Below are 20,772 nucleotides of genomic sequence, written 5' to 3' on the forward strand. Positions count from 1 at the left end.
ATCCAGCTAAAGGGGGAAGCTATAACAAGATGAAAATACATACCTCTACGTCTACTTTTAATGATTACTACAATGAAATAGCCGATGCAAACTTTATGAGCTATGAAAAAGATCCCATTCAGGCGTCCGCGAAGCATGAGCAGATTTATCATATACCTGAGCAGTGGGGAGAGGGAGTGCATCATACGCATTTTTTGCGCCAAGGCTTCGAGCTTTCCCATAGTAACATGCTATTTCATGAGCCAGTCCAAATTGCAAGAAGGTTTGACACTCCTTATCTGGAGCTGGCGTTGAACCTCAACTATTCGGCTACCTGGTCCGTAGATGGTTTCCGTTCAGAGCGTGAGCATGGAGGGCATGTGCAGCTCATTTATATGAACGAAGTGAAGATCCATGCGGAAATGCCGGGAAGTAAAGCGATGAATCATATGGAGCTGCGTTTTAATCCTTCGCTGTGGGGCGAGCTGTTACAGGAGTTGGGTATCCGTCTGGAGCAACCGTTTGCTTGTATGGAGACAGTGATTACGCCCGGTATGCGAGCGATCGCTCAGGAACTGTTGTTTCATCCTTATCAGGGCATGACCCGACAGCTTTTTTTGGAGAGCAAGGCGCTGGAGCTAATGGCACTTTTTCTGCAAGAAATACGCAACCCAAAGCCTAAATCAACCATGACGATCAAACCCAATGATGTACAGTGTATTCACGAGGCGAAAGATATTTTGCTGCGTACACTGGTTCAGCCTCCGAGTCTGATTCGGCTGGCACAGATGGTACATATTAATGAACAAAAGCTCAAAAACGGCTTTAAAGAGCTATTCGGCACGACGGTATTTGGCTTTGTACGCGAACAAAGATTGGAAAGAGCGAAGCAACTGCTGGAAAAGGAGCAGATCACTGTCAGTGAAGCGTCAGCGATGGTGGGTTATAGCAACTTTAGTCATTTTGCCGCATTATTCCGTAAAACATATGGCTATAACCCGAGTGCCTACCGAAAAAATAACAATTTGTCTTCGTTATAAAATCCTCCATTTTAAAAAACTTCTCCCTCCAGTGTTGGTGATTCTCCGGGAATCGGCGGCGGAAAGCAGGACGAGAGCCGTACAATAGAACCAGGCTCAAAGCATTCTGCAACTGTCGTGATTTGAAAGGAGAAATGATTCATGCAACAAAAGGCGGGCATTGCCCGATTAGTGCAAATCGCCGGGGAAAAGCGTGGACTATTAGCTTTCTCTACGTTTTTTTCCGGTTTAAGCGCCATTCTGATGCTGGTGCCTTATGCATCTGTGTATTTTGTGCTCAAGGAGCTGCTCGAACACGCTGCACAGCCGACAACAGCGGATGGGCCGTTTATGATTCGCTGGGGGCTGATCGCGCTCGCAGGTTTATTGGCCAGCCTCATTACGATGTACATCGGTGGACTCATCTCCCATATCGCAGCCTTCCGTATTTTATACGGTCTGCGTGTCAAGCTGTCAGCTCATATTGGTAAGCTTCCATTGGGCTGGCTTAATGGTACTTCCACGGGTGCGGTTAAAAAGACACTGGAGCAGAACGTGGAAAAAGTAGAGACATTTGTCGCTCACCAGCTGCCGGATCTGGTGCAGGTCATCGTGACGGCGGTGGTGATGATTGTCGCTATGTTTAGCTTGAACGTGTGGCTGGCACTTGCTTGTGTTGTGCCCATTTTACTCGCTTTTACCGTCCAGATGACGCTGATAGGCGGCTCCAAGACGTGGGATAACGTCAGAGAGTATTACAATTCACTGGAGCGTCTGAACGGATCGGCTGTGCAATATGTACGGGGGATGCCTGCGATCAAGATATTCGGTCAGACGGTGCATTCGTTCCGTAAGTTTTACTCCGATATGGTGCATTACCGCGAGTATTGCGTGAAATTCACTGATCAATTCCAAACCGGCTTTCTCGTGTTTAAGGTAATTATTAGCTCATTCGCCGCTTTTGTACTGCCTGTGGGTGTTTATTTGCTGAGTGGTAATCCGGGGAATGTTGCTTTTGCCTCGGTTCTGCTGTTTTTCCTGGTGATGGCTCCCGGGGTTTCAGCTCCGATGTTTAAAATTATGCACCTCATGTCGTCCATGCGAGATATTAATGAAGGTGTTGATCGGATCGATCGTATTTTTAATGAGCCTGCAATGCAGGAGCCTGCACATCCGCAGAAGCCGACTACCTATGATGTGCAGTTTGAGCAGGTTTCCTTTTCCTATGGCAGCACAGAAGAGGTTAAGGAGCCTCAAGACGGCGGGGACGCTCAACCGACTCGCGTATTGTTCGATATTTCTTTTACTGCAAGACAGGGGGAAATGACCGCATTAGTGGGACCTTCCGGCTCTGGGAAATCCACGATCGCCAATCTGGTGCCACGCTTTTGGGATGTGCAGGAGGGGGCGATTCGTATTGGTGGCGCAGATATCCGACAGATGAGTACGTCCAACCTGATGGATACGGTCGCTTTTGTATTTCAGGAAACCTTTTTGTTCTTTGACTCTGTGTTCAACAATATTGCAGTTGGCGATACAGGTGCTTCCATGGAGCAGGTTATTGCGGCGGCAAAGGCGACGCAGTGCCATGAGTTCATCTCCAAACTGCCGAACGGGTATGATACGCTCATCGGGGAAGGCGGAGTGTATTTATCGGGTGGTGAAGAGCAGCGGCTTGCGGTAGCACGCGCCATTCTCAAAAATGCGCCTATTCTGGTGCTGGATGAAGCCACGGCATTTGCTGACCCTGAAAATGAATACGAGATGCAGCTAGCCTTGATGGAGCTGATGAAGAATAAGACGGTGATCGTTATCGCACACCGGTTGTCCACTATTCAGCATGCAAATCAAATTCTGGTGCTTCAGGAAGGTCATATTGCTGAGCGGGGACAGCATAGAGAGCTACTTCGTGCAGATGGTCTGTATGCCCGCTTGTGGCAAGCGTATACGGATGCGGGACAATGGCAGATTGGGGCGCCGGGAGAGGAGGCGGCTAAACGATGAGTATGCTGCAAAATATAACGGCGGGTAATCCGCGGGTACTGTTAAAGCCGGTATTGTACACAACTCTGGCTAATGTTGCGGGGCTGATTCCATTTGCGTTGCTGGTAGGGGCGGCCCGTCTTATTTTCGAGCCTTTCATTCATCCGGGAGCTTCGCTCCAATCGGCTGGCTTGTGGTGGATAAGTGGAGGGCTGCTAATATCGTTGATCCTGCTCTACCTGTGTGAAGTTCCGGCTTATCGTTCCCAGTACCGGGGAGCCTATGACGCTTCGGTAACCGGGAGATCGCGTTTGGCTGAGCATTTGCGCAAGCTGTCGCTCGGTTTTCTGAACAAGCGTGATCCGGGTGATTTGGCGAATATGATGATGGGTGATTTCACAATGGTGGAGCATGGGATTTCCCATTTGGTCCCGCAAATGATCGGGGCGGTGACGATGCCGCTGCTGGCGTTGATTGGCTTATCCTTTTTGGATTGGCGCATGGCGCTGGCACTGTTCGCCGCTTTTCCGGTAGCGATTTTGCTGGTATTGCTCACTTCCCGTATACAGCGGCGGCTGGGAGCTAATCACATGCGGGCTAAAATTAACGCGGCTAATCGCCTACAGGAGTATTTGAACGGTATTCGGGTAATTAAGGCTTATCAGCTAACCGGAGAGCGCTTTGTGCGTCTGGAGTTTGCGTTCAAGGAGCTGATGTGTCACAGTATCCGAATTGAAGGGCTGTTGGGGCCGATTGTATTAGCTGCTATTGCTTTTATACGCTCTGGCTTGACGTGGATGGTTATGATCGGGGTATATCTATTATTGGCTGGGCAGTTGGATGTGATCGCTTTTGTCTCCTTTTTAATCGTAGGAACACGTATTTATGACCCTCTGACCACTGCGCTTGTTAATTTCGCCGAGTTTCGTTATCACGAGCAGGCAGGGGAGCGTATTGTCCAGTTGCTGAACGAGCCTGTCATGCCCGGGGATCAGATACCTTCGCAAAGGCATGATATCGAGTTGAGACACGTAAGCTTCCGCTATGGTGAGCAACCCGTACTTGAGGATGTAAGTATGTCTATGCCGTTCCGTTCCTTTACGGCGCTCGTAGGGCCTTCTGGTAGCGGGAAAAGTACGGTATTGCGTATGATCGCACGTTTTTATGACCCGAATCAGGGCAGTGTACTGCTGGGTGGCGATGATATGCGGCAGATGGACCCTGAGGCGCTGCTGCGCAAGGTATCTATGGTGTTTCAGGACGTGTATCTGTTTCAGGATAGCATTGGGAACAATATTCGATTCGGTAAAAGTGATGCGACGCAGGCAGAGATCGAAGCTGCCGCTCGTCAAGCTTGCTGTCACGATTTTATCTCCAAGCTGCCGAACGGGTATGACACCTGGGTAGGCGAGGGCGGCAGTACATTGTCGGGTGGGGAAAAGCAACGAATTTCTATCGCCCGTGCTATTCTCAAGGATTCGCCGATCGTATTGCTGGATGAGGCCACCTCTTCGCTTGATCCTGAGAATGAAAAGGATATTCAGCAGGCGATTGATCGCCTTGTACAAGGCCGAACCGTTATCGCGATTGCTCATCGACTCAAAACAGTACGAAATGCGGACCGCATCGTTGTACTGGACAAAGGCAGGGTTGTAGAGCAGGGACGACATGATGAACTGCTGGATGACAACGGTCTGTATGCACGATTGTGGAAAAGACAGCATGAAGGAAGAGAGTCTTAGGACGCATGAAATTATGAAATAATGATGAGATCATAAAAAAACTGATCCTTAGCGGATGGCAGGATACACCTCCATTCCAATAAGGATCGGTTTTTTGCGTTATTTAGATTCCCCGGATACAACAGCTTGCACAAAATATTACATAATAAATATTATGTTAACTAAAATGTATATCTGAACGATGAGGATTTGTATCCGATGTACGTTTTAAATCCATAGTGATATAATTACGCGTACATGCCTGAAAAGGAGCGTATGGAACACAAATGAACTTTCAAGTGGACTTTTTATCTTTTTTTGTAATTCAGGTAGACGGAAAAGAAGGACAGGGTGGTAAGTCCTACAAGCATTACGCTACGATGGATGACTATGATTATGACGAAAGCGATGTTAAAAAATTTCTGGATGGGGAATTTGCCCGCATTAGCAAGCGGAAGGTCGAGAAAAATCCGAGCACAGAGCAGGCACCGACCAAAATTGGCCGCTTTATCGTTGAACCGGAGCATGAACTGAGCAGTAATCCGAATTTCAATATGTTCGCCCGGCTGCGGGGAGCAGAGGATAAGGAAGATTTTAAAAATGCCTGCGACGATCTGGTGCGGATGTATCTGGATACGAGCGCGGTACGCGGCGGAGCGTTGATCATTGTACAGGCTACCTTGAATACACACTCCGATGATCCGTTTATTTTTGTGCTCAAATGTGATTTTGAACCTAAAATTGCTCGGATTACCGAAAGCAGTCTGGTCAGTGAGGTCGAAATGGCCATTTCAGCCCGTAATATGAAATCCATCATGTATCCTTACATGCTGGAGGAGGGGATGAACGATGAGTGGGAGCTTAAAATTCACCAGTCCTCGCATGCCCGGTATTTTGAGGATTTTCTGAAATTTGTGACCTACGAGCAATCCATGCCAGAAATCGTTAATGAGCATGTCATGGGCTTCGTCCAGAACTATGTAGAGACGAAATGGCCAGATGCTTCCAATGAGGAAAGACAGCAAGAGGAACGTGATCTGGAGCTGTGGGCGGCCAGTGAAAAACGGGATTTGCAAGGAAAATGGGAACCCCTTCAGGTCGTAGAGGCTGCACAGCATATTGTTGAGCTAAAACCGGAAATTGAAGTTCGCTTCAAGCTGGATGATACGGCTGTGCGTGGACTGCTGTCCGACTTTGGGGCCAAGCTGCATATTACGAAGCTGCATGATAGATACGCGCTTATCATTGAAGGCGACGCATTTACGTTTGAAAAAGGTTTTTCACCGATTGAGCTGCTTCAACCTGAATCGTTCGAAACGGTGGCTGAGCGCTTGAAAGAGAAACGCCAGCAAGAAGACGAGTTTGCCGATGGCGATACACCGCCTTGGTAATCTGAATAAACTGTTTACGATAAGCCGAACTCCTTATATAAAATAATCAAAGGGCCTCTCAACGGTATTTTCGCCGCTGTGGAGGCCCTTTTTGTCTACAATTTCAGTTTGTTCATCTACAAGTTGAGTTTACTGATTTGATCTTTCAGCTTGTTCGCAGATTGATGCAGCCCTTGACGTTCCTTGTCATTCAGTGGAAGATCTAAAATTTCGCGTACCCCGTTGTGATCTACGATACTCGGGACACCCAGATAAACGTCAGACACTCCGTTATAATCTTCCAGCAAAGTGGACACATTAAGTACCGACCCTTCGTCCCCCAGAATGGCTGCTACGATCCGGTCGAGAGCCAGCCCGATGGCGTAAGAGGTCGCGCCTTTGGCATCTATAATTTCATAGGCTGCATTTTTGGTACTTTCAAAAATCTCATTTTTCGTTTCTTCGCCCAGCTCCAATGGAGTTCCTGCGATGTTGGCCGTGCTCCATACAGGCAGCTCGGAATCGCCATGTTCTCCAATAATATGGGCGTGGATGCTGCGAGGATCAATGCCCTTTTGCTTACCGATCAAATAACGGAAGCGTGCGCTGTCCAGCAGCGTACCCGAACCGATAACTCTGCTCGAAGGCCAGCCACTACGTTTCCAGGAGATGTAGGAGAGAATGTCCACTGGATTGGTTGCGATCAGCAAAATGCCGTGTGTGTTTACCTTGACGATATTATCAATAATGCTTTCAAAAATTTCGGCATTACGCTTGAGCAGATCAATGCGTGTTTCTCCCGGTTTTTGTGATGCGCCCGCTGTAACAATGATGATATCCGCATCACGGCAGTCTTCATAATCACCCGCCCACACTTTGACACCGCCGAGAAAGGGAAGCCCGTGATTCATGTCGAGCATTTCCCCCTGCGCCTTTTTGACATTAACATCAATAAAGACAAGTTCTGACATGCGTTGGCGTAGCAGGAGGGTGTAACCGGTCGTTGTACCGACCGCTCCCATGCCGACAATGGCCACTCTGCTTCGTTTGTAAGGTTTTAAGCTCATAAAATCCTCATCTCCTTTTCGGGTTGAATACCTTTTCATTTTTTAATAATACAAAATTTATCTTTCCTACTTAGTTTACCGTATATGTGCCCTCCACTGCAAAGAAATATGACATTTCTCCTTGACTTCAAACAGGGACTCGCCAATAATTAATCGAATGACAGAAACACACACTAAAGCGTTGCAGTAGCAATATTGGCGTAGGACATTATGGAAAGAGGATTATGATTATGGACTTATTTCGAAAAAAGACAGGGATGCTCCCGCATGGGGAAAACGGAACGACGGGTCATTTGAAGAGAACGATGGGCGCCTTCGATCTGACTATGCTGGGTGTAGGATGTATCATCGGTACCGGGATTTTTGTGATCACAGGCAAGGCAGCAGCGGAAAATGCGGGTCCTGGCCTGATGATCTCCTTTGTTATTGCAGGAATTGCCTGCGTGCTGGCAGCCTTGTGCTATGCAGAGCTTTCATCTACGGTTCCCGCTGCCGGCAGCGCTTATGCGTATAGCTATATTGTGTTTGGGGAAATTCTGGCCTGGGTGCTGGGTTGGGACTTAATTCTGGAATACGGGGTGGCGGCCGCCTCAGTGAGCAGTGGCTGGTCTGCTTATTTTCAAGGCTTGCTGGCCGGCTTCGATATACATTTACCACTGGCTTTAACCGCAGCCTTTGATTCAGCCAAGGGAACCATTATTGACCTGCCTGCTGTGTGTATTATTATGTTGATCACACTGTTGCTGAGTCTCGGAGCCAAGGAAACGGTCCGATTTAATTTCATTATGGTTTGTGTCAAAGTGGGCGTTGTGCTGCTGTTTATCGGAATCGGAATTTTTTATGTTAAGCCTGCGAACTGGACACCGTTTCTCCCCTATGGTTTTTCCGGTGTTTTGAGTGCCGCGGCAATCGTATTTTTTGCTTACTTGGGTTTCGATGCCATTTCAACGGCAGCAGAGGAGGTACGTAATCCGCAGCGAAATATGCCAATTGGTATTATTTCCTCGCTTGCGATTTGTACGGTGCTGTATATAGCGGTTTCGGTTGTACTTACCGGAATGGTGCCTTATACGCAGTTAGGGGTAAATGATCCTGTTGCGTTTGCTTTGCGCTTTATCCATCAGGATTTTGCGGCAGGATTGATTTCTGTCGGTGCGATTGCCGGGATGACCACGGTTTTACTCGTACTGTTGTATGGTCAAACACGGTTAATTTTCTCGATGTCGCGTGACGGTTTGTTACCGGTATTTTTATCTAAAATCAATCCCAAAACTCAAACACCAATCCGAAGCACTTGGCTGGTCGGAAGCATCATCGCATCGGCTAGTGGATTTTTTCCATTACATGCTCTGACGAACCTGACGAGTATCGGAACCCTGTTCGCTTTTGCCGTTGTATCGGTTGGGGTGATCGTTCTGCGTAAGAAACGTCCCGATCTGAAAAGAGGCTTTACCGTTCCTTGGGTCCCGTTACTCCCGCTTTTGAGTGCCCTGGTTTGCGTCGGTTTGATGCTTCAGCTTCATATCAGCACGTGGATTGGATTTATCGTTTGGCTTCTGCTGGGTCTACTGATTTATTTCTTCTATGGATATCACAAAAGTTTGTTAAACCGTAAATCCTAATTTGTCTGAATGTTAAAAAGCCGGCATCCTGCACTTATGTGGAGGGTGCCGGTTTTTTTGTATGAGTGCGCGAAAAGTGTCACATAAGGTCGTTTATGGTATAATTCTGTTTCAGATAAGCTTGTGGCACGGGATTACCGCATGCCATCTAGGGAGGATCTTTATATGAAACTGCGCTGGCGTGCGCTCCTGGGGGGAGTATTGCTGCTGACAGGTATCCTGCTGGCTGGCTGTTCTTCCGAACCCGCAGAAACCGTAACCAAACCTCCGGTTGAGGAACCGGATGACCAGGGACAAACGATAACTATTAATCCACCATTGACGCCGAAGGTGGGCGATCCCGATGCCAAATATGTAGTTCAGACACGAATAGCTGATTTCCATCTGATTGATAATACCAAAGGTTTCGTTTGGGGAGTTACTCGTAATGAGCTTCGGCTCTATTATACGCATGATGGTGGAAATACCTGGAATAATATTTCTCCTTCCGAAAACGTTCAATTTCAAGACAAGCTTGAATATGGGAAGGATATTAGCTTTACCGATTCCCGGCATGGATGGGTTGTCCGTCAAAATCTGGACAAAACCGCAACCGTCATCCTCAGAACCGCTGATGGGGGACAAAGCTGGGATATTTCAGCGCTCCCAAGCGGGGAGCATGTGAGCGCGATACAATATGTAAATCCGTCTACCGGATGGATTATGGCGTCTACAAACCTGAATGAGCAGGATCAACAAAAGTTGTTGTATCATACCACTGATGGAGGGGCTACATGGAAGAAGGTTGCGCAAAGTTCTGGCATGTCATCCAATGAGTCAAGCTCGGGCCTGCCCGATCAGGGCAGCATGGCGGGAATGAGCTTTGATGGCAACAAGCAGGGTTTTGTTGCGATTAATTTGGATAGCAGTGTTAAGCTTTATAAGACTTCGAATCAAGGGAAGACTTGGACGCCGGTAGCCAGCAAGATGCAGGGTTGTCCTCAAGCCGAAGCCGAAGCTCCGCAGTCTTTTAAAGGAAATAGTTCCTCGTATTGGATTCCTGTTCTCTGTTATTTAGACAGCGGTACAAAGTATAGCGGACTGTTTACTGCTGATGCAGGCATGCAATGGAACCATGTGTCTTTGGGGCTGACCAGTAAAAGAAACTCCGTTATTCCCGGCCGCACTTTTCTAAATGATAAGGAAGGGTGGATCGTAACCCCAACCAGAATGAAGCGAACGATGGACGGGGGCAAGACATGGACAACCCTTACTGGCAGCAAAGTATTGCCATCGAAGCTTAAGGATTACCCGCGATCGGTCAAGCTCCGTTTCGCTTCTTCTACGGTAGCGTGGCTGCTTCTGGAACGATTGGACGACAAGAAATCACTGTTACTTAAAACGACGGATGGCGGTGCCAGCTGGAGGATCCTATAACCTTTCATCAGAGCGATTGCCCTGTGCTTTTCCCCCTCATTTTGCACGTCCTCAAAAGGCCATGCAGATACAGGGAAGAGGCACAGGGCGTTTTATTTTTAAAAAACTTAAATTTTATACGACAATATGTGAAAAAAATCACAATCTATCGGATGAGCCGCTGTTATACTGAACCTGTAAACAACGATAGGAGTGATAATCATGAGAGCGAATCAGGATCATATGTTAACCCAATACTACCTTCAATTTTGTTACACTTGCCAAGATGCCTACGGTTGCACGACTGAAGAGGATTGTAAGCAGTGTGCAGAACGTTACGCCGAAACAGAAGAAAATGAAGTTCTGGATGAGACACAACGTTATCTCCAGCTTGTACATGTATAAACAGATGCATCATTCTGATATCGCCATATGTTGAGCCTCCCGGATCATTCCGTGGAGGCTCTTGGCGTTCTTGAGGGTTGCTATCAAATTTGGGCAGGAACGTACATATACTATTACAGAAAGCTTAGGTCATGTGAGGATGCCCGGCCGTTTCCCTGTGGAATGCCTGGCGGAGAGGAGTGCGGTGCATGGGATTTGAGTCATTATGGATGTTCGATTGGCTGGGTACGGTACTGCCCGTATTTTTCGTAGTCGTGTTGGGTATTGTCGTACTGTCTGCGGGCAAGGAAGTCATGGAATGGAGCCGGAATAAAAGGCAGCCTGTATTGACGGTCGGTTCCCGAATTACGGCCAGAAGGACACATCTCCAACAGAGGCGGCAGGAGGAACAAGGGACTCGTACCTATACTTTCTATTATGTAACCTTCGAGGTGGAGAGTGGCGACCGGATGGAGTTTAAGGTGAGCGGGGAAGAATATGGTCAATGTGCCGAGGGAGATGAGGGGCGGCTTACCTTTCAGGGTACACGGTACATCGGGTTCCAGCGTCTCAATCGCTATAGCTTGGAACAGGTAAAAATGTAGACAGCAGCTTATTCTCCCATTCATTCATGGGCAGCCTCCTGCGGTGAAACAGGCCAGGGGGCTGTTCTTGTTTCTTGTGCAGCACATTTTGGTACATATATACTAGGGAAGTGTATAGAGGAGGAATAAGCCATGTCATTTGAGGGACAAGTTGTTATCGTAACAGGAGCGGCACATGGAATCGGAAGAGAGGTCGCTTTGGCCTACGCTGGCAAGGGTGCCAAGGTCGTATTTGCCGATCACAATGAGGAAAAAGGGGCTGCTGTTGCGGCTGCGGCACGGAATGAAGGACATCAGGCGATCTTTGTTCCCTGTGATGTGCGTAAGGAAGAAGATATTGTTGCGCTGATCCGTGCTACGGAAGAGGAATATGGCACCATTCATACGCTGATTAACAATGCGGGCGTGTCCAAATGGAAATCTCCATATGAGTTAACGGTTGCGGAATGGGATGACATTTTGAATACGAATGTACGCAGCTGCTTTATTGCAACACGAGAAGCGGCCAAGGTAATGAAACGCAATCCGGAAGGCGGTTCGGTGGTCAACATGACTTCGACACGGGCTTTCATGTCAGAACCGGATACAGAAGCCTATGCGGCGTCCAAAGGAGCCATTGCAGCCCTTACACACGCGATGGCCATATCGCTAGGAAAGGATGGAATCCGGGTCAACTGTATTAGTCCGGGTTGGATTGAGACAGGGGATTACGGGCAACTACGCCCCGAAGACCATCAGCAGCATCCATCCGGTCGAGTGGGAATTCCTGCCGACATCGCGCGGGCGTGTCTGTATTTGACCCAGTCCGGCAACGACTTTGTTACAGGCACGAATCTGGTTGTAGATGGCGGCATGACGCGAAAAATGATTTATGAGCCCTGAAAATTAGGCTGAACTGGGCGAACTTAATTTTTATATAAGGATACGTTACTGCAGGATAGTCCCGAATTTCGGGGCTATTTTTTTCGTTGTCGCTGTCACCCATTGGGCATTTGTACCATACGATACGATATATGATTGAGCAGTAAGGAGGGGAGACGTTGGCTGTTATTAATGTCAACTTAGAGGATGTAAGGACACTGGCCCGGCTTATGCGAGCAGAGGCCGAAGGAGAAGGGGAGCAGGGAATGCTCATGGTCGGCAATGTCGGTGTTAATCGGATTTTGGCCAATTGTCTGGATTTTCAGGGAATTCGCCTCATGAATGACATGGTGTTTCAAAGTCCCGGCGGATTTGAAGCTACCCAAAAGGGGTACTTTTACCAAAGAGCCCGTGACCGTGACATTCGTCTTGCCCGGCGTGTCATTAATGGGGAAAAGATTCGCCCGGCTTCGAATGCATTGTGGTTTTTCAGACCTTCCGGGGACTGTCCGGATACCTGGTATAACCAGACTAACACCGGCCGTTACAAGGCCCATTGCTTCTTTAGTCCAACTGCACAGGATTGCCCTGCCGTCTATTAACGCGTAACAACATGAGTGTGGATGATTTAAAACCATTTTAGGAGGAATTAAAATGATTTCACAGCAAGCTTACCGTCCTGTCTCTTATCCTGCTGGCGGCGGGTTTCCCGAATGGCCTAGGTTGGCCCCAATGGGAACCATGCAGCCCATGAGCGGCTTTCCCCCTCAAGTCAATAGTGGTAGCGCAATGACACCGACTGGCACAGTGGTACAGACTCAGACTCCACAATATGAGCAATCTTATATTGAAAATATTTTGCGTCTGAATCTGGGCAAAACGGGTACTTTTTATATGACCTATGAAAATAACCGGGAATGGAACGCGAAAATTTTCAAGGGCATTTTGGAAGCGGCGGGTCGTGACCACATTATTATCAGTGATCCTTCTACTGGAAGACGCACCATTCTGTTGATGGTGAATCTGGACTATGCGACTTTTGATGAGCCGCTGTTGTACCAATATCCTGGCGTCATGGGTAATCCGGGCTCGTCCCCGGTTCGCTGATGTCTTCATATATATAGTTTATCCCCCAATCCTCTGCCTTACGGCGGGGGATTTATTTTATTTATATTCTTTCTCAAATATAGTAGCTTCCCTTGTGGTAAGAGGCGGAAAATGGCGATTTTCGGTCATAATGACCGCGTTAGCCGATTTTTCTGACATACCTTGCGGATTGACTGTGTAGTGTATAGCTATATAATTGAATATAAGCTGATGAATGGCTTCGTCATTCATGCGAAAATATGGCTTGTAAAAGCCGGAAGGAGTGAATGTGTTGGGAAGTTGACGCTGCTTATGATGTGTTATCGTTCTGTCTATGATGAAACTATCCGAAGGAGGTGCGCCTGTCTGCCGTAATGACGGCTGACGGGGAGCATATTGAGTGACCCTTTACCGAGTATGTTCAACTTATTTATTGTTTTTGCATTAGTATTATTAAACGGTTTTTTTGTATCTGCAGAATTTGCAATGGTGAAAGTCAGAAGCAGCCGTATTGAAGCATTGGTAGAGGCGGGTAACAAAAAAGCCGTATATGCCGCGAATATGTTACACAATTTGGACGCTTATCTGTCTGCCTGCCAGTTGGGCATTACACTGGCTTCGCTGGGACTGGGGTGGATCGGAGAGCCGGCCATTGCACATTTGATCGAACCTGTATTTACCGCCGCCGGGCTAGGACCGGTATATGTACACGGTACTGCCGTGGTCATTGCATTTATTGTGATTACGATTCTGCATATTGTGCTGGGGGAATTGGCGCCCAAAACGATAGCCATTCGTAAATCTGAAACCATTACGCTGTATTCGGCCATGCTGATGACTTGGTTTTACAAGCTGATGTATCCATTCATATGGGCGTTGAATGGCATGGCGAACAGCCTGCTGCGTTTATTCCGTCTGGAGCCGGTATCTGAATATGACGATTCCGCGCATACGGGGGATGAAATACGCATTCTGATGAAAGAAAGCAATAAGAGCGGACTAATTGATAATACGGAATTGGCGCTTGTTGATAATATATTTGATTTTACCGACACGACCGCCAGGGAAATCATGATTCCGCGTACCGAGATGATCTGTTTGTACAGCAATGAGTCCACAGAGGAAAATCTCGCGATTGCGACGGAAAGCATGAGAACGCGTTATCCAATCTGTGCCGAGGACAAGGACCATATTATCGGCTTTATCCATATTAAGGATCTTCTGCGGGCAAACAAACTGGATACCCGTATGATGATCCGCCCGATTCTTGCCGTTCCTGAATCTACGCAAATTAGCGATTTGCTCAAACGCATGCAGCGTAGCAAGACACAAATTGCGATTCTGATTGATGAATACGGTGGTACCTCGGGTATGGTGACGCTGGAGGATATTATGGAAGAGATCGTTGGTGAAATTCAGGATGAGTTCGATCAGGAGCGTCCGGGTTATGAGCAGATTAATGACGAGGAATTTTCCATTGACGGTATGCTGTTAATTGATGAAGTGAATGATCGCTTTGGACTGAATCTGGATCATGAGGATTATGATACAGTAGGGGGCTGGCTGTACTCGCATGTTGAGGTCATCCCGCCACAGCCGGGTCAGTCTGTAGAATTTGAAGGTTGTCAGTTCGTTGTAGAAGAAATCGAGAACAAGCGGATTTCACGTATTCGGCTGTTGAAGCAGCCAATCCTTATGGAGGAAGCCGGAGTCTCGTAAATCAGGATTCACCAGACAAAAGAGTAGACATTCTATAATTGAATAATCCTTGAAGCGACCCTTGAACGATAAAGGGTCGCTTTTTTTGATTTTAGCTTCTTTACACATAGAACATGAATTGATATGATGTCTGTACAATTGTAAACCTATTATAAATTTATATGGTTGACAATTAAGAAGGTAATTTATCCTGAGAAACTTATCTGTTTACATGCTCATTTAAATTAGGGAGGTACAAAGTATGAAATGGTCCAATGAGGTTACGGATTGGTACTCGCTGGCAGAAAAAGCGATCCACGGCAGCAATTTGACGCTGGTAGAAGGATTGGCGGTGCTGGAAGCGGACAATGAGGAAATCTTACCGATTATGCAAGCTGCATTTCATGTGCGTCATCATTTTTACGGTAAAAAGGTAAAGCTCAACATGATTATGAATGCCAAAAGCGGCCTGTGTCCGGAGGATTGCGGCTATTGTTCACAATCTATCGTATCCACGGCACCTGTCAGCAAATACAGTATGCTGGACAAGGAGTCTCTGCTGGCCGGAGCCCGTGAAGCGTTAGCAAGGAAAGCAGGTACATATTGTATCGTCGCTTCCGGCAAGGGCCCAACGAATCGAGAGCTGGATCAGGTAATTGAGGCGGTACAGGAAATTACCAGTACGATGCCACTTAAAATTTGTGCGTGCCTGGGGATTCTCAAAGGAGATCAGGCACGCCGGTTGGCAGAGGCGGGAGTCCATCGTTACAATCACAATTTAAATACGAGCAAGGCCAACTATCCGTCCATTACAACCACACATACATACGACCAACGTGTCGAAACGGTTAAAATGGCTCAATCTCACGGGATGTCACCCTGCTCTGGCGTGATTATCGGAATGGGGGAAACGAATGAGGAAATTGTCCAAATGGGTTATGCTTTACGAGAACTTGGTGGCGACTCCATTCCGGTTAACTTCCTGAATCCGATTCCCGGAACCCCGCTGGAAGGAACAAAGCGCACATCTCCGATCAGAGCATTAAAGGTACTGGCGCTGTTGCGGTTCATTTGTCCATCCAAGGAAATTCGTGTCGCAGGCGGTCGGGAGCTGAATTTGGGGACACTGCAACCCTTATCCCTGTATGCAGCCAATTCGATTTTCGTAGGAGATTATTTAACGACAGATGGACAAGAAGTCACAGCCGATCATCAAATGATTGAAGATCTGGGGTTTGAAATTGAGATGTGTGCCCTTTCAGCCGTATAATAGGAATTGTACAAACTTGGAAGGGAGAGTTGAACGATGAGTGAAAAGGTATTTGTTAGTCCGGGTAAATATGTGCAAGGGAAAAATGTGATCGATAAAACGGGTGAATATGTCAAGCCATTAGGTCATACTGCTCTGGTTATTGCCGACAAGCTGGTATGGGGTATCGCAGCCGACCGGGTAGTGAAAAGTCTGGAACAAGCGGGGCTTGCTTCGGTAAAGGTGGAGTTTCAAGGAGAAGCGTCCAAAAATGAAGTGAACCGTATTGCTGATCAGGGACGAAGCGGGCATGTCGATATTGTCATTGGTGTAGGCGGCGGCAAGACGCTGGATACCGCCAAGGCGGTTAATGAGGTGCTAGGTTCCTCGGTTGTGATTATTCCAACGACAGCCTCTACGGATGCTCCGACCAGTGCGCTATCTGTCTTGTACACGGATGAGGGTGCATTTGATACGTATTCTTTTTTCAGTAAAAATCCAAGCTTGATCCTGGTCGACACGAAGGTTATTTCCCAAGCACCGCCATTGTTCCTCTCTTCTGGCATTGCGGATGCGATGGCAACATGGATTGAAGCTCGTGCGGTTATCGAGGCTCGGGCTACAACGATGGCTGGTGGCTTGCCAACCTTGGCAGCCGAAGCGATTGCGGCCAAGTGCGAAGAGGTTCTATTCGATTACGGACTGCAAGCTTATGAATCCGTGAAGCGCAAAGTGGTTACACCTGCGCTTGAAGCAGTGGTGGAAGCTAATACGCTGCTGAGTGGCCTGGGATTCGAAAGTGGTGGCTTGGCAGGCGCACATGCGATACACAACGGTTTTACCGTGCTGGAAGGGGATATTCATCATCTGACGCATGGTCAGAAGGTCGCTTTTGGTACCTTGGTACAGCTTGCGTTGGAAAAAAGATCTTTGGCTGAGGTGGAACGGTATATCGATTTTTATCTGAAGCTGGATCTGCCCGTCACACTGGAGGACGTAAAGCTCCAGGAAGCCTCCCGCGAGGATTTGTACCGGGTAGCTCAGGCAGCGACGAAAGAAGGAGAAACCGCTCACAACCTGCCATTTGCAGTAACGGCGGACGATGTGCTGGATGCGATTTTGGCAGCTGACCAGTATTCCCTTGCTTACAAAGCTAAAATTGGGCATAAGAATTAACACCAATACAATATGAAATACACGAAGAGGTCGCTAATAAGCGGCCTTTTTCCATTATTTAACTTGCAGCCTATGTTATGATTTTTACAGTACATAAATGAGCATTTTGCAACAATCCCAAGAGCGATTTCAAATCAGCAATATATAGATCGAAACGGTTTAGTTCGTCTATTATTGTACTTTCAAGCGTTGGGAATCGAATGATGCAAAATGCTGAATTAGGAAATGTCGAAAGTATATCTACGGCTAGCCTAAAACTTGAGAGGAGTAGAGCAATGGCAAAATGGAATGTAGAAGATAATGGGACTCAGTATGAAATTGAGTACAAGCGTAGCCTCGGCGGCGGGAAAATTATTGTGAATGGAAGCGTACAGAAGGTTAAAAGCCAGAATGCTTTTTTGAATTTGGTCGATTTCCCCATCAGATTGACGAATAAAGCTGTAAATGTTGTCGTCATTGGCAACAAAGCGGATCTGGCCGTGAATGGCGTATATCTGGGTTCCAATCAGCCTTACGTGCCTGTGGCTAAAGTTCCCGGCTGGAGTTGGGCTTTTGTAGTGGTGAGCTTGGTCATAGGCTGGCTGTTTGCAGGTATCTTTGGTTTGTGTTTTGGGATATTGGGCAGCATGTTTTATGTAAAATCTTCATTATCCATGCACCAATCCACGAATAGAAGAATCGTAAGCTGCCTTATTGTCTTTTTAATCATCAGCGTGGTACAAATTATTTTTGGAATTACAGTAAATCAGTGGCTTCGTAATTTGTAAAATATCTGTGACATAACCCGTGAATGAAGAAAAAAGGCTCCTCCGCATGAAAGCGGCGAGAGCCTTTTTTGTCATTTAGATCGCCCAATTTCCTTTGCGGAAGATGGGCTCCTCAGTACCGTCCTCGGTGACGCCGTTAATGTCCATTTCACCTGAGCCGATCATAAAATCGACGTGCGTCAGACTGGAATTCAGGCCGTTGGCAGCCAACTGCTCCTGAGTCATGTCCTTGCCGCCTTTGAGGTTAAATGCATAGGCATTACCGATGGCCAGATGATTGGAGGCATTTTCATCAAACAATGTATTATAGAACAAAATGTTTTTATCCGAAATCGGGGACTGGTGAGGCACAAGAGCGACTTCACCCAAGTAGTGGGAGCCTTCATCCATTTCAACGAGATGCAGAAGAGTCTCCAAGCCTGTTTCAGCCTGCACATCTACAATGCGCCCGTTTTCAAAGGTCAATGTAAAGTTGTCGATAATATTTCCGCTGTAGCTGAGCGGCTTGGTGCTGCTTACTTTGCCGTTCACTCCGGTTTTGAGCGGGGCAGTAAACACTTCCTCGGTAGGCATATTGGCTACGAAGGAATGTCCCTGCTGATTGACGCTTTCGGCTGCAACCCACAGGTGTTCTTTTGCCAATTCGATGGTCAGATCGGTGCCTGGAGCCAGATAATGCAGCTTTTTATAACGTTTGCCATTCAAAATGTCTGATTTGCTGGAGAGTGTCTTCAAATGCTCTTTCCATGCTTCTACCGGGTTGTCGAGATCCACACGTACGGTGTTGAAAATGGCCTCCCACAGCTTATCCATTTGTTCAGAAGCTGGCAGATTCGGGAATACTTTGGCAGCCCACTCTTCAGAAGGGTAAGCAATCAAAGCCCAACTGAATTTGTCGGCCATTTGAAGTTCACGGTATTGGAGTAATTCATGTGAACGCACACGCTGAGCCGCAGTAATGCGGCTGGACGGGATACCTTGAAGCAAATCCGGATTTTCTGCTAAGATATGCAGTACTGCTGCGCCGTTCTCGACCTCTTCGGTCATTTCGGCCGCATACCATTTGGGAGGAATATTAAAAGTCTCATCAGGAGCCAGTTCATACTGTAGGCGAGTAATGGTTTCGTCGCTCCATTTTACCTTAACCAGCTTGGCTCCGACGGTATACGCGGATTTGACAATTAGCCGCACAAGTTCAGCGGACAGGATGGGAGCATGAATGATGAGTGTTTGCCCGGGCTGGACATTAGCCCCCACCCGAACGGCTAAATCGGCATATTTTTGCAATTTTTGTTGAAAATCTGACATGTAACTTTCCTCCATTTCACGAAAAGGCCCTTTACAGGGCTTGGGGTTGCCTGCGCAGTTTTCTTGCAAATTCCACACACGGCTTATATATTGTACAATGTAACGAAGAGGTTCACAAATTAGTTTTGGTACATTTTGGCGAAAATGAAAGGGCGGATAGATAAATGACTGATCAAAATGCATCTCAGGATGTAAAGGAAGTACATATTCAACAGGCACAAATGACTAGAGATGAGAATGGTGCATACTTGGGTCAGGTCGTGTTTGGAGTAGATGGACAGACTTCTGTATACGAAATTACGTTCCATAGCAAAAGGGGCAAGGAGTGGGATTACAGTCTTCATTTTGCAGGCGAGCCACGCGTAGAGGAAGAGATGCTGCGTATGGATGCCTGGATTGAAGAGAATGATGATTTGTTTGATTATTTGCTTGATGCGGCATGGAGTAAATTACCCGAGTAATGTAAACATGGTCTATTTTCGTGACAAGCGGATTATATTTAGCAGTGTCCGCATAATGCATAATCTGCCGACATGGGGGAAGCCTATAGGTCGATAATGACAGCAAATTCCATGTGAATGGGGAGGATGACAGTTTGGCAAATCATCTGTTCACCGAAGGAATGACGGCAAATGAAGAGGCTGCTCCCGATCTTCTGAGCTTACGGACGCTGTTTGTAAATGTGTGTTTTATCGGGGAGCCGGGAAGTCGATCCTGGGTACTGGTGGATACGGGGATGGCGGGGTTTACAGACTCGATTATTCGCTTGGCTGAGGAACGGTTCGCTGGCCCTCCCGTTGCTATTGTGCTCACTCATGGGCATTTTGATCATGTGGGATCGGTCATTGAGCTGGTTCAGCATTGGGGTACCCCTGTGTATGCGCACCCGCTGGAGCTTCCTTACTTGACAGGGATGAAGGATTACCAACAACCTGATCCCAGTGTGGGTGGAGGTCTGCTGTCGAGCGTTTCCTTTTTATATCCCAATGATGCCATTGATCTGGATGATCGCATCACCCGTCTGCCAGAGGATGGCAGTGTGCCCGGTGCGCCTGGTTGGAAGTGGCTGCATACACCTGGACATACGCCGGGTCATATATCGCTTTTTCATGAACGCAGACGGTTGCTGGTAGCCGGAGATGCTTTTATTACCGTAAAACAGGAATCGGCGCTGGCGGTTATTTTACAGGAAAAAGAAATACACGGTCCGCCTGCATATTTTACGACAGATTGGCAGGCTGCGCAGCGGTCAGTAGAACTGCTGTCCGGTTTAAAGCCGGAGATCGCCGTTACGGGACACGGTCACTACATGCAGGGAAATGAGCTGACGAGCCAGTTGGAACGACTTGTGGAGGATTTTGAGCACACGGCTGTACCCAATCAGGGGCGCTATGTGTAGCGATCTGGAAAGGACGATGCCTTACGGGGTATCGTTTTTTTGTGTTGGCATGGAATTTTTTTGCTCAGCATGGTATAGTCAAG

At 47.5% G+C, this 20,772-nt stretch carries 20 protein-coding genes; 17 read left to right on the forward strand and 3 right to left on the reverse strand.

Translation table 11 applies throughout. From position 1 onward, the window contains the following. Positions 1-29: 29 nt before the first annotated feature. The 4 genes from ABH897_RS13560 to ABH897_RS13575 all read left to right on the forward strand — a co-directional run bounded on the left by ABH897_RS13560 (position 30) and on the right by ABH897_RS13575 (position 6,093). Positions 30-1,019, forward strand: a complete 990-nt coding sequence (locus tag ABH897_RS13560; RefSeq protein ID WP_283656119.1) for a helix-turn-helix transcriptional regulator — start codon at positions 30-32, stop codon at positions 1,017-1,019. A gap of 141 nt (positions 1,020-1,160) precedes the next feature. Then, the gene (locus tag ABH897_RS13565) at positions 1,161-3,002 is read left to right on the forward strand and encodes an ABC transporter ATP-binding protein (RefSeq protein WP_283656118.1); all 1,842 of its coding nucleotides are present in this window, start codon (positions 1,161-1,163) and stop codon (positions 3,000-3,002) included. Beyond that, positions 2,999-4,723 (forward strand): ABC transporter ATP-binding protein, encoded by a 1,725-nt coding sequence (locus tag ABH897_RS13570; protein ID WP_283656117.1) that lies wholly within the window; start codon positions 2,999-3,001, stop codon positions 4,721-4,723. The genes ABH897_RS13565 and ABH897_RS13570 overlap by 4 nt, the downstream gene beginning before the upstream one ends. A gap of 266 nt (positions 4,724-4,989) precedes the next feature. Further along, entirely contained in the window at positions 4,990-6,093 is a 1,104-nt protein-coding gene (locus ABH897_RS13575) for a DUF3900 domain-containing protein (RefSeq protein ID WP_283656116.1), read from the forward strand. Positions 6,094-6,209: 116 nt separating this feature from the next. On the opposite strand, the gene ABH897_RS13580 is transcribed toward ABH897_RS13575, so the two are convergent. Beyond that, positions 6,210-7,139, reverse strand: coding sequence for an L-lactate dehydrogenase (locus ABH897_RS13580; RefSeq protein WP_283656115.1), 930 nt, complete (start codon positions 7,137-7,139; stop codon positions 6,210-6,212). Positions 7,140-7,369: 230 nt separating this feature from the next. Between ABH897_RS13580 and bcaP the strand changes: the two genes are divergently transcribed. The 7 genes from bcaP (at position 7,370) to gerQ (ending at position 13,113) form a co-directional block, all read left to right on the forward strand. Then, positions 7,370-8,761, forward strand: coding sequence for a branched-chain amino acid transporter BcaP (gene bcaP / locus ABH897_RS13585; protein WP_283656114.1), 1,392 nt, complete (start codon positions 7,370-7,372; stop codon positions 8,759-8,761). A gap of 165 nt (positions 8,762-8,926) precedes the next feature. Further along, a complete protein-coding gene (locus ABH897_RS13590) occupies positions 8,927-10,177 on the forward strand; it encodes a WD40/YVTN/BNR-like repeat-containing protein (RefSeq protein ID WP_283656113.1) in 1,251 nt (416 codons plus the stop codon). Between the two features lie 201 nt (positions 10,178-10,378). Then, positions 10,379-10,561, forward strand: a complete 183-nt coding sequence (locus ABH897_RS13595) for a hypothetical protein (RefSeq protein WP_014281573.1) — start codon at positions 10,379-10,381, stop codon at positions 10,559-10,561. A 188-nt stretch (positions 10,562-10,749) separates the two neighbouring features. Beyond that, the gene (locus ABH897_RS13600; protein ID WP_014281575.1) at positions 10,750-11,145 is read left to right on the forward strand and encodes a DUF2500 domain-containing protein; all 396 of its coding nucleotides are present in this window, start codon (positions 10,750-10,752) and stop codon (positions 11,143-11,145) included. Positions 11,146-11,277: 132 nt separating this feature from the next. Beyond that, positions 11,278-12,027, forward strand: a complete 750-nt coding sequence (locus ABH897_RS13605) for an SDR family NAD(P)-dependent oxidoreductase (protein ID WP_404520153.1) — start codon at positions 11,278-11,280, stop codon at positions 12,025-12,027. A 158-nt stretch (positions 12,028-12,185) separates the two neighbouring features. Continuing rightward, positions 12,186-12,608: a cell wall hydrolase gene (locus ABH897_RS13610; protein WP_404520151.1), complete on the forward strand. Its 423-nt coding sequence runs from the start codon at positions 12,186-12,188 to the stop codon at positions 12,606-12,608. Between the two features lie 52 nt (positions 12,609-12,660). Beyond that, positions 12,661-13,113 carry a spore coat protein GerQ gene (gerQ, locus tag ABH897_RS13615; RefSeq protein ID WP_283656111.1) on the forward strand — a complete coding sequence of 151 codons (453 nt, stop codon included), beginning with the start codon at positions 12,661-12,663 and terminating at the stop codon, positions 13,111-13,113. Between the two features lie 57 nt (positions 13,114-13,170). Here gerQ and ABH897_RS13620 read toward each other — a convergent pair whose 3' ends face one another. Beyond that, a complete protein-coding gene (locus ABH897_RS13620) occupies positions 13,171-13,344 on the reverse strand; it encodes a hypothetical protein (RefSeq protein WP_404592200.1) in 174 nt (57 codons plus the stop codon). Between the two features lie 165 nt (positions 13,345-13,509). Here ABH897_RS13620 and ABH897_RS13625 point away from each other — a divergent pair, with 165 nt between their 5' ends. The 4 genes from ABH897_RS13625 to ABH897_RS13640 all read left to right on the forward strand — a co-directional run bounded on the left by ABH897_RS13625 (position 13,510) and on the right by ABH897_RS13640 (position 17,982). Continuing rightward, the gene (locus ABH897_RS13625) at positions 13,510-14,811 is read left to right on the forward strand and encodes a hemolysin family protein (RefSeq protein WP_283656273.1); all 1,302 of its coding nucleotides are present in this window, start codon (positions 13,510-13,512) and stop codon (positions 14,809-14,811) included. A 241-nt stretch (positions 14,812-15,052) separates the two neighbouring features. Then, a complete protein-coding gene (gene bioB, locus ABH897_RS13630; protein ID WP_404520150.1) occupies positions 15,053-16,060 on the forward strand; it encodes a biotin synthase BioB in 1,008 nt (335 codons plus the stop codon). A 36-nt stretch (positions 16,061-16,096) separates the two neighbouring features. Beyond that, the gene (locus tag ABH897_RS13635) at positions 16,097-17,215 is read left to right on the forward strand and encodes a glycerol dehydrogenase (protein ID WP_283656109.1); all 1,119 of its coding nucleotides are present in this window, start codon (positions 16,097-16,099) and stop codon (positions 17,213-17,215) included. Between the two features lie 275 nt (positions 17,216-17,490). Next, complete coding sequence (locus tag ABH897_RS13640; protein WP_404592202.1) at positions 17,491-17,982, forward strand: hypothetical protein; 492 nt, start codon at positions 17,491-17,493, stop codon at positions 17,980-17,982. Between the two features lie 75 nt (positions 17,983-18,057). On the opposite strand, the gene ABH897_RS13645 is transcribed toward ABH897_RS13640, so the two are convergent. Continuing rightward, on the reverse strand, positions 18,058-19,290 hold the full coding sequence (locus tag ABH897_RS13645; RefSeq protein WP_404592204.1) for an aminopeptidase: 1,233 nt from the start codon (positions 19,288-19,290) through the stop codon (positions 18,058-18,060). 164 nt (positions 19,291-19,454) lie between these two features. Here ABH897_RS13645 and ABH897_RS13650 point away from each other — a divergent pair, with 164 nt between their 5' ends. Both ABH897_RS13650 and ABH897_RS13655 read left to right on the forward strand, forming a co-directional pair. Further along, positions 19,455-19,751: a hypothetical protein gene (locus tag ABH897_RS13650; protein WP_283656106.1), complete on the forward strand. Its 297-nt coding sequence runs from the start codon at positions 19,455-19,457 to the stop codon at positions 19,749-19,751. A 134-nt stretch (positions 19,752-19,885) separates the two neighbouring features. Further along, on the forward strand, positions 19,886-20,689 hold the full coding sequence (locus ABH897_RS13655; protein ID WP_404520148.1) for an MBL fold metallo-hydrolase: 804 nt from the start codon (positions 19,886-19,888) through the stop codon (positions 20,687-20,689). The last annotated feature ends 83 nt before the right edge of the window (positions 20,690-20,772 follow it).

Source organism: Paenibacillus sp. RC73, from assembly GCF_044908085.1.
GTDB lineage: Bacteria > Bacillota > Bacilli > Paenibacillales > Paenibacillaceae > Paenibacillus > Paenibacillus terrae_A.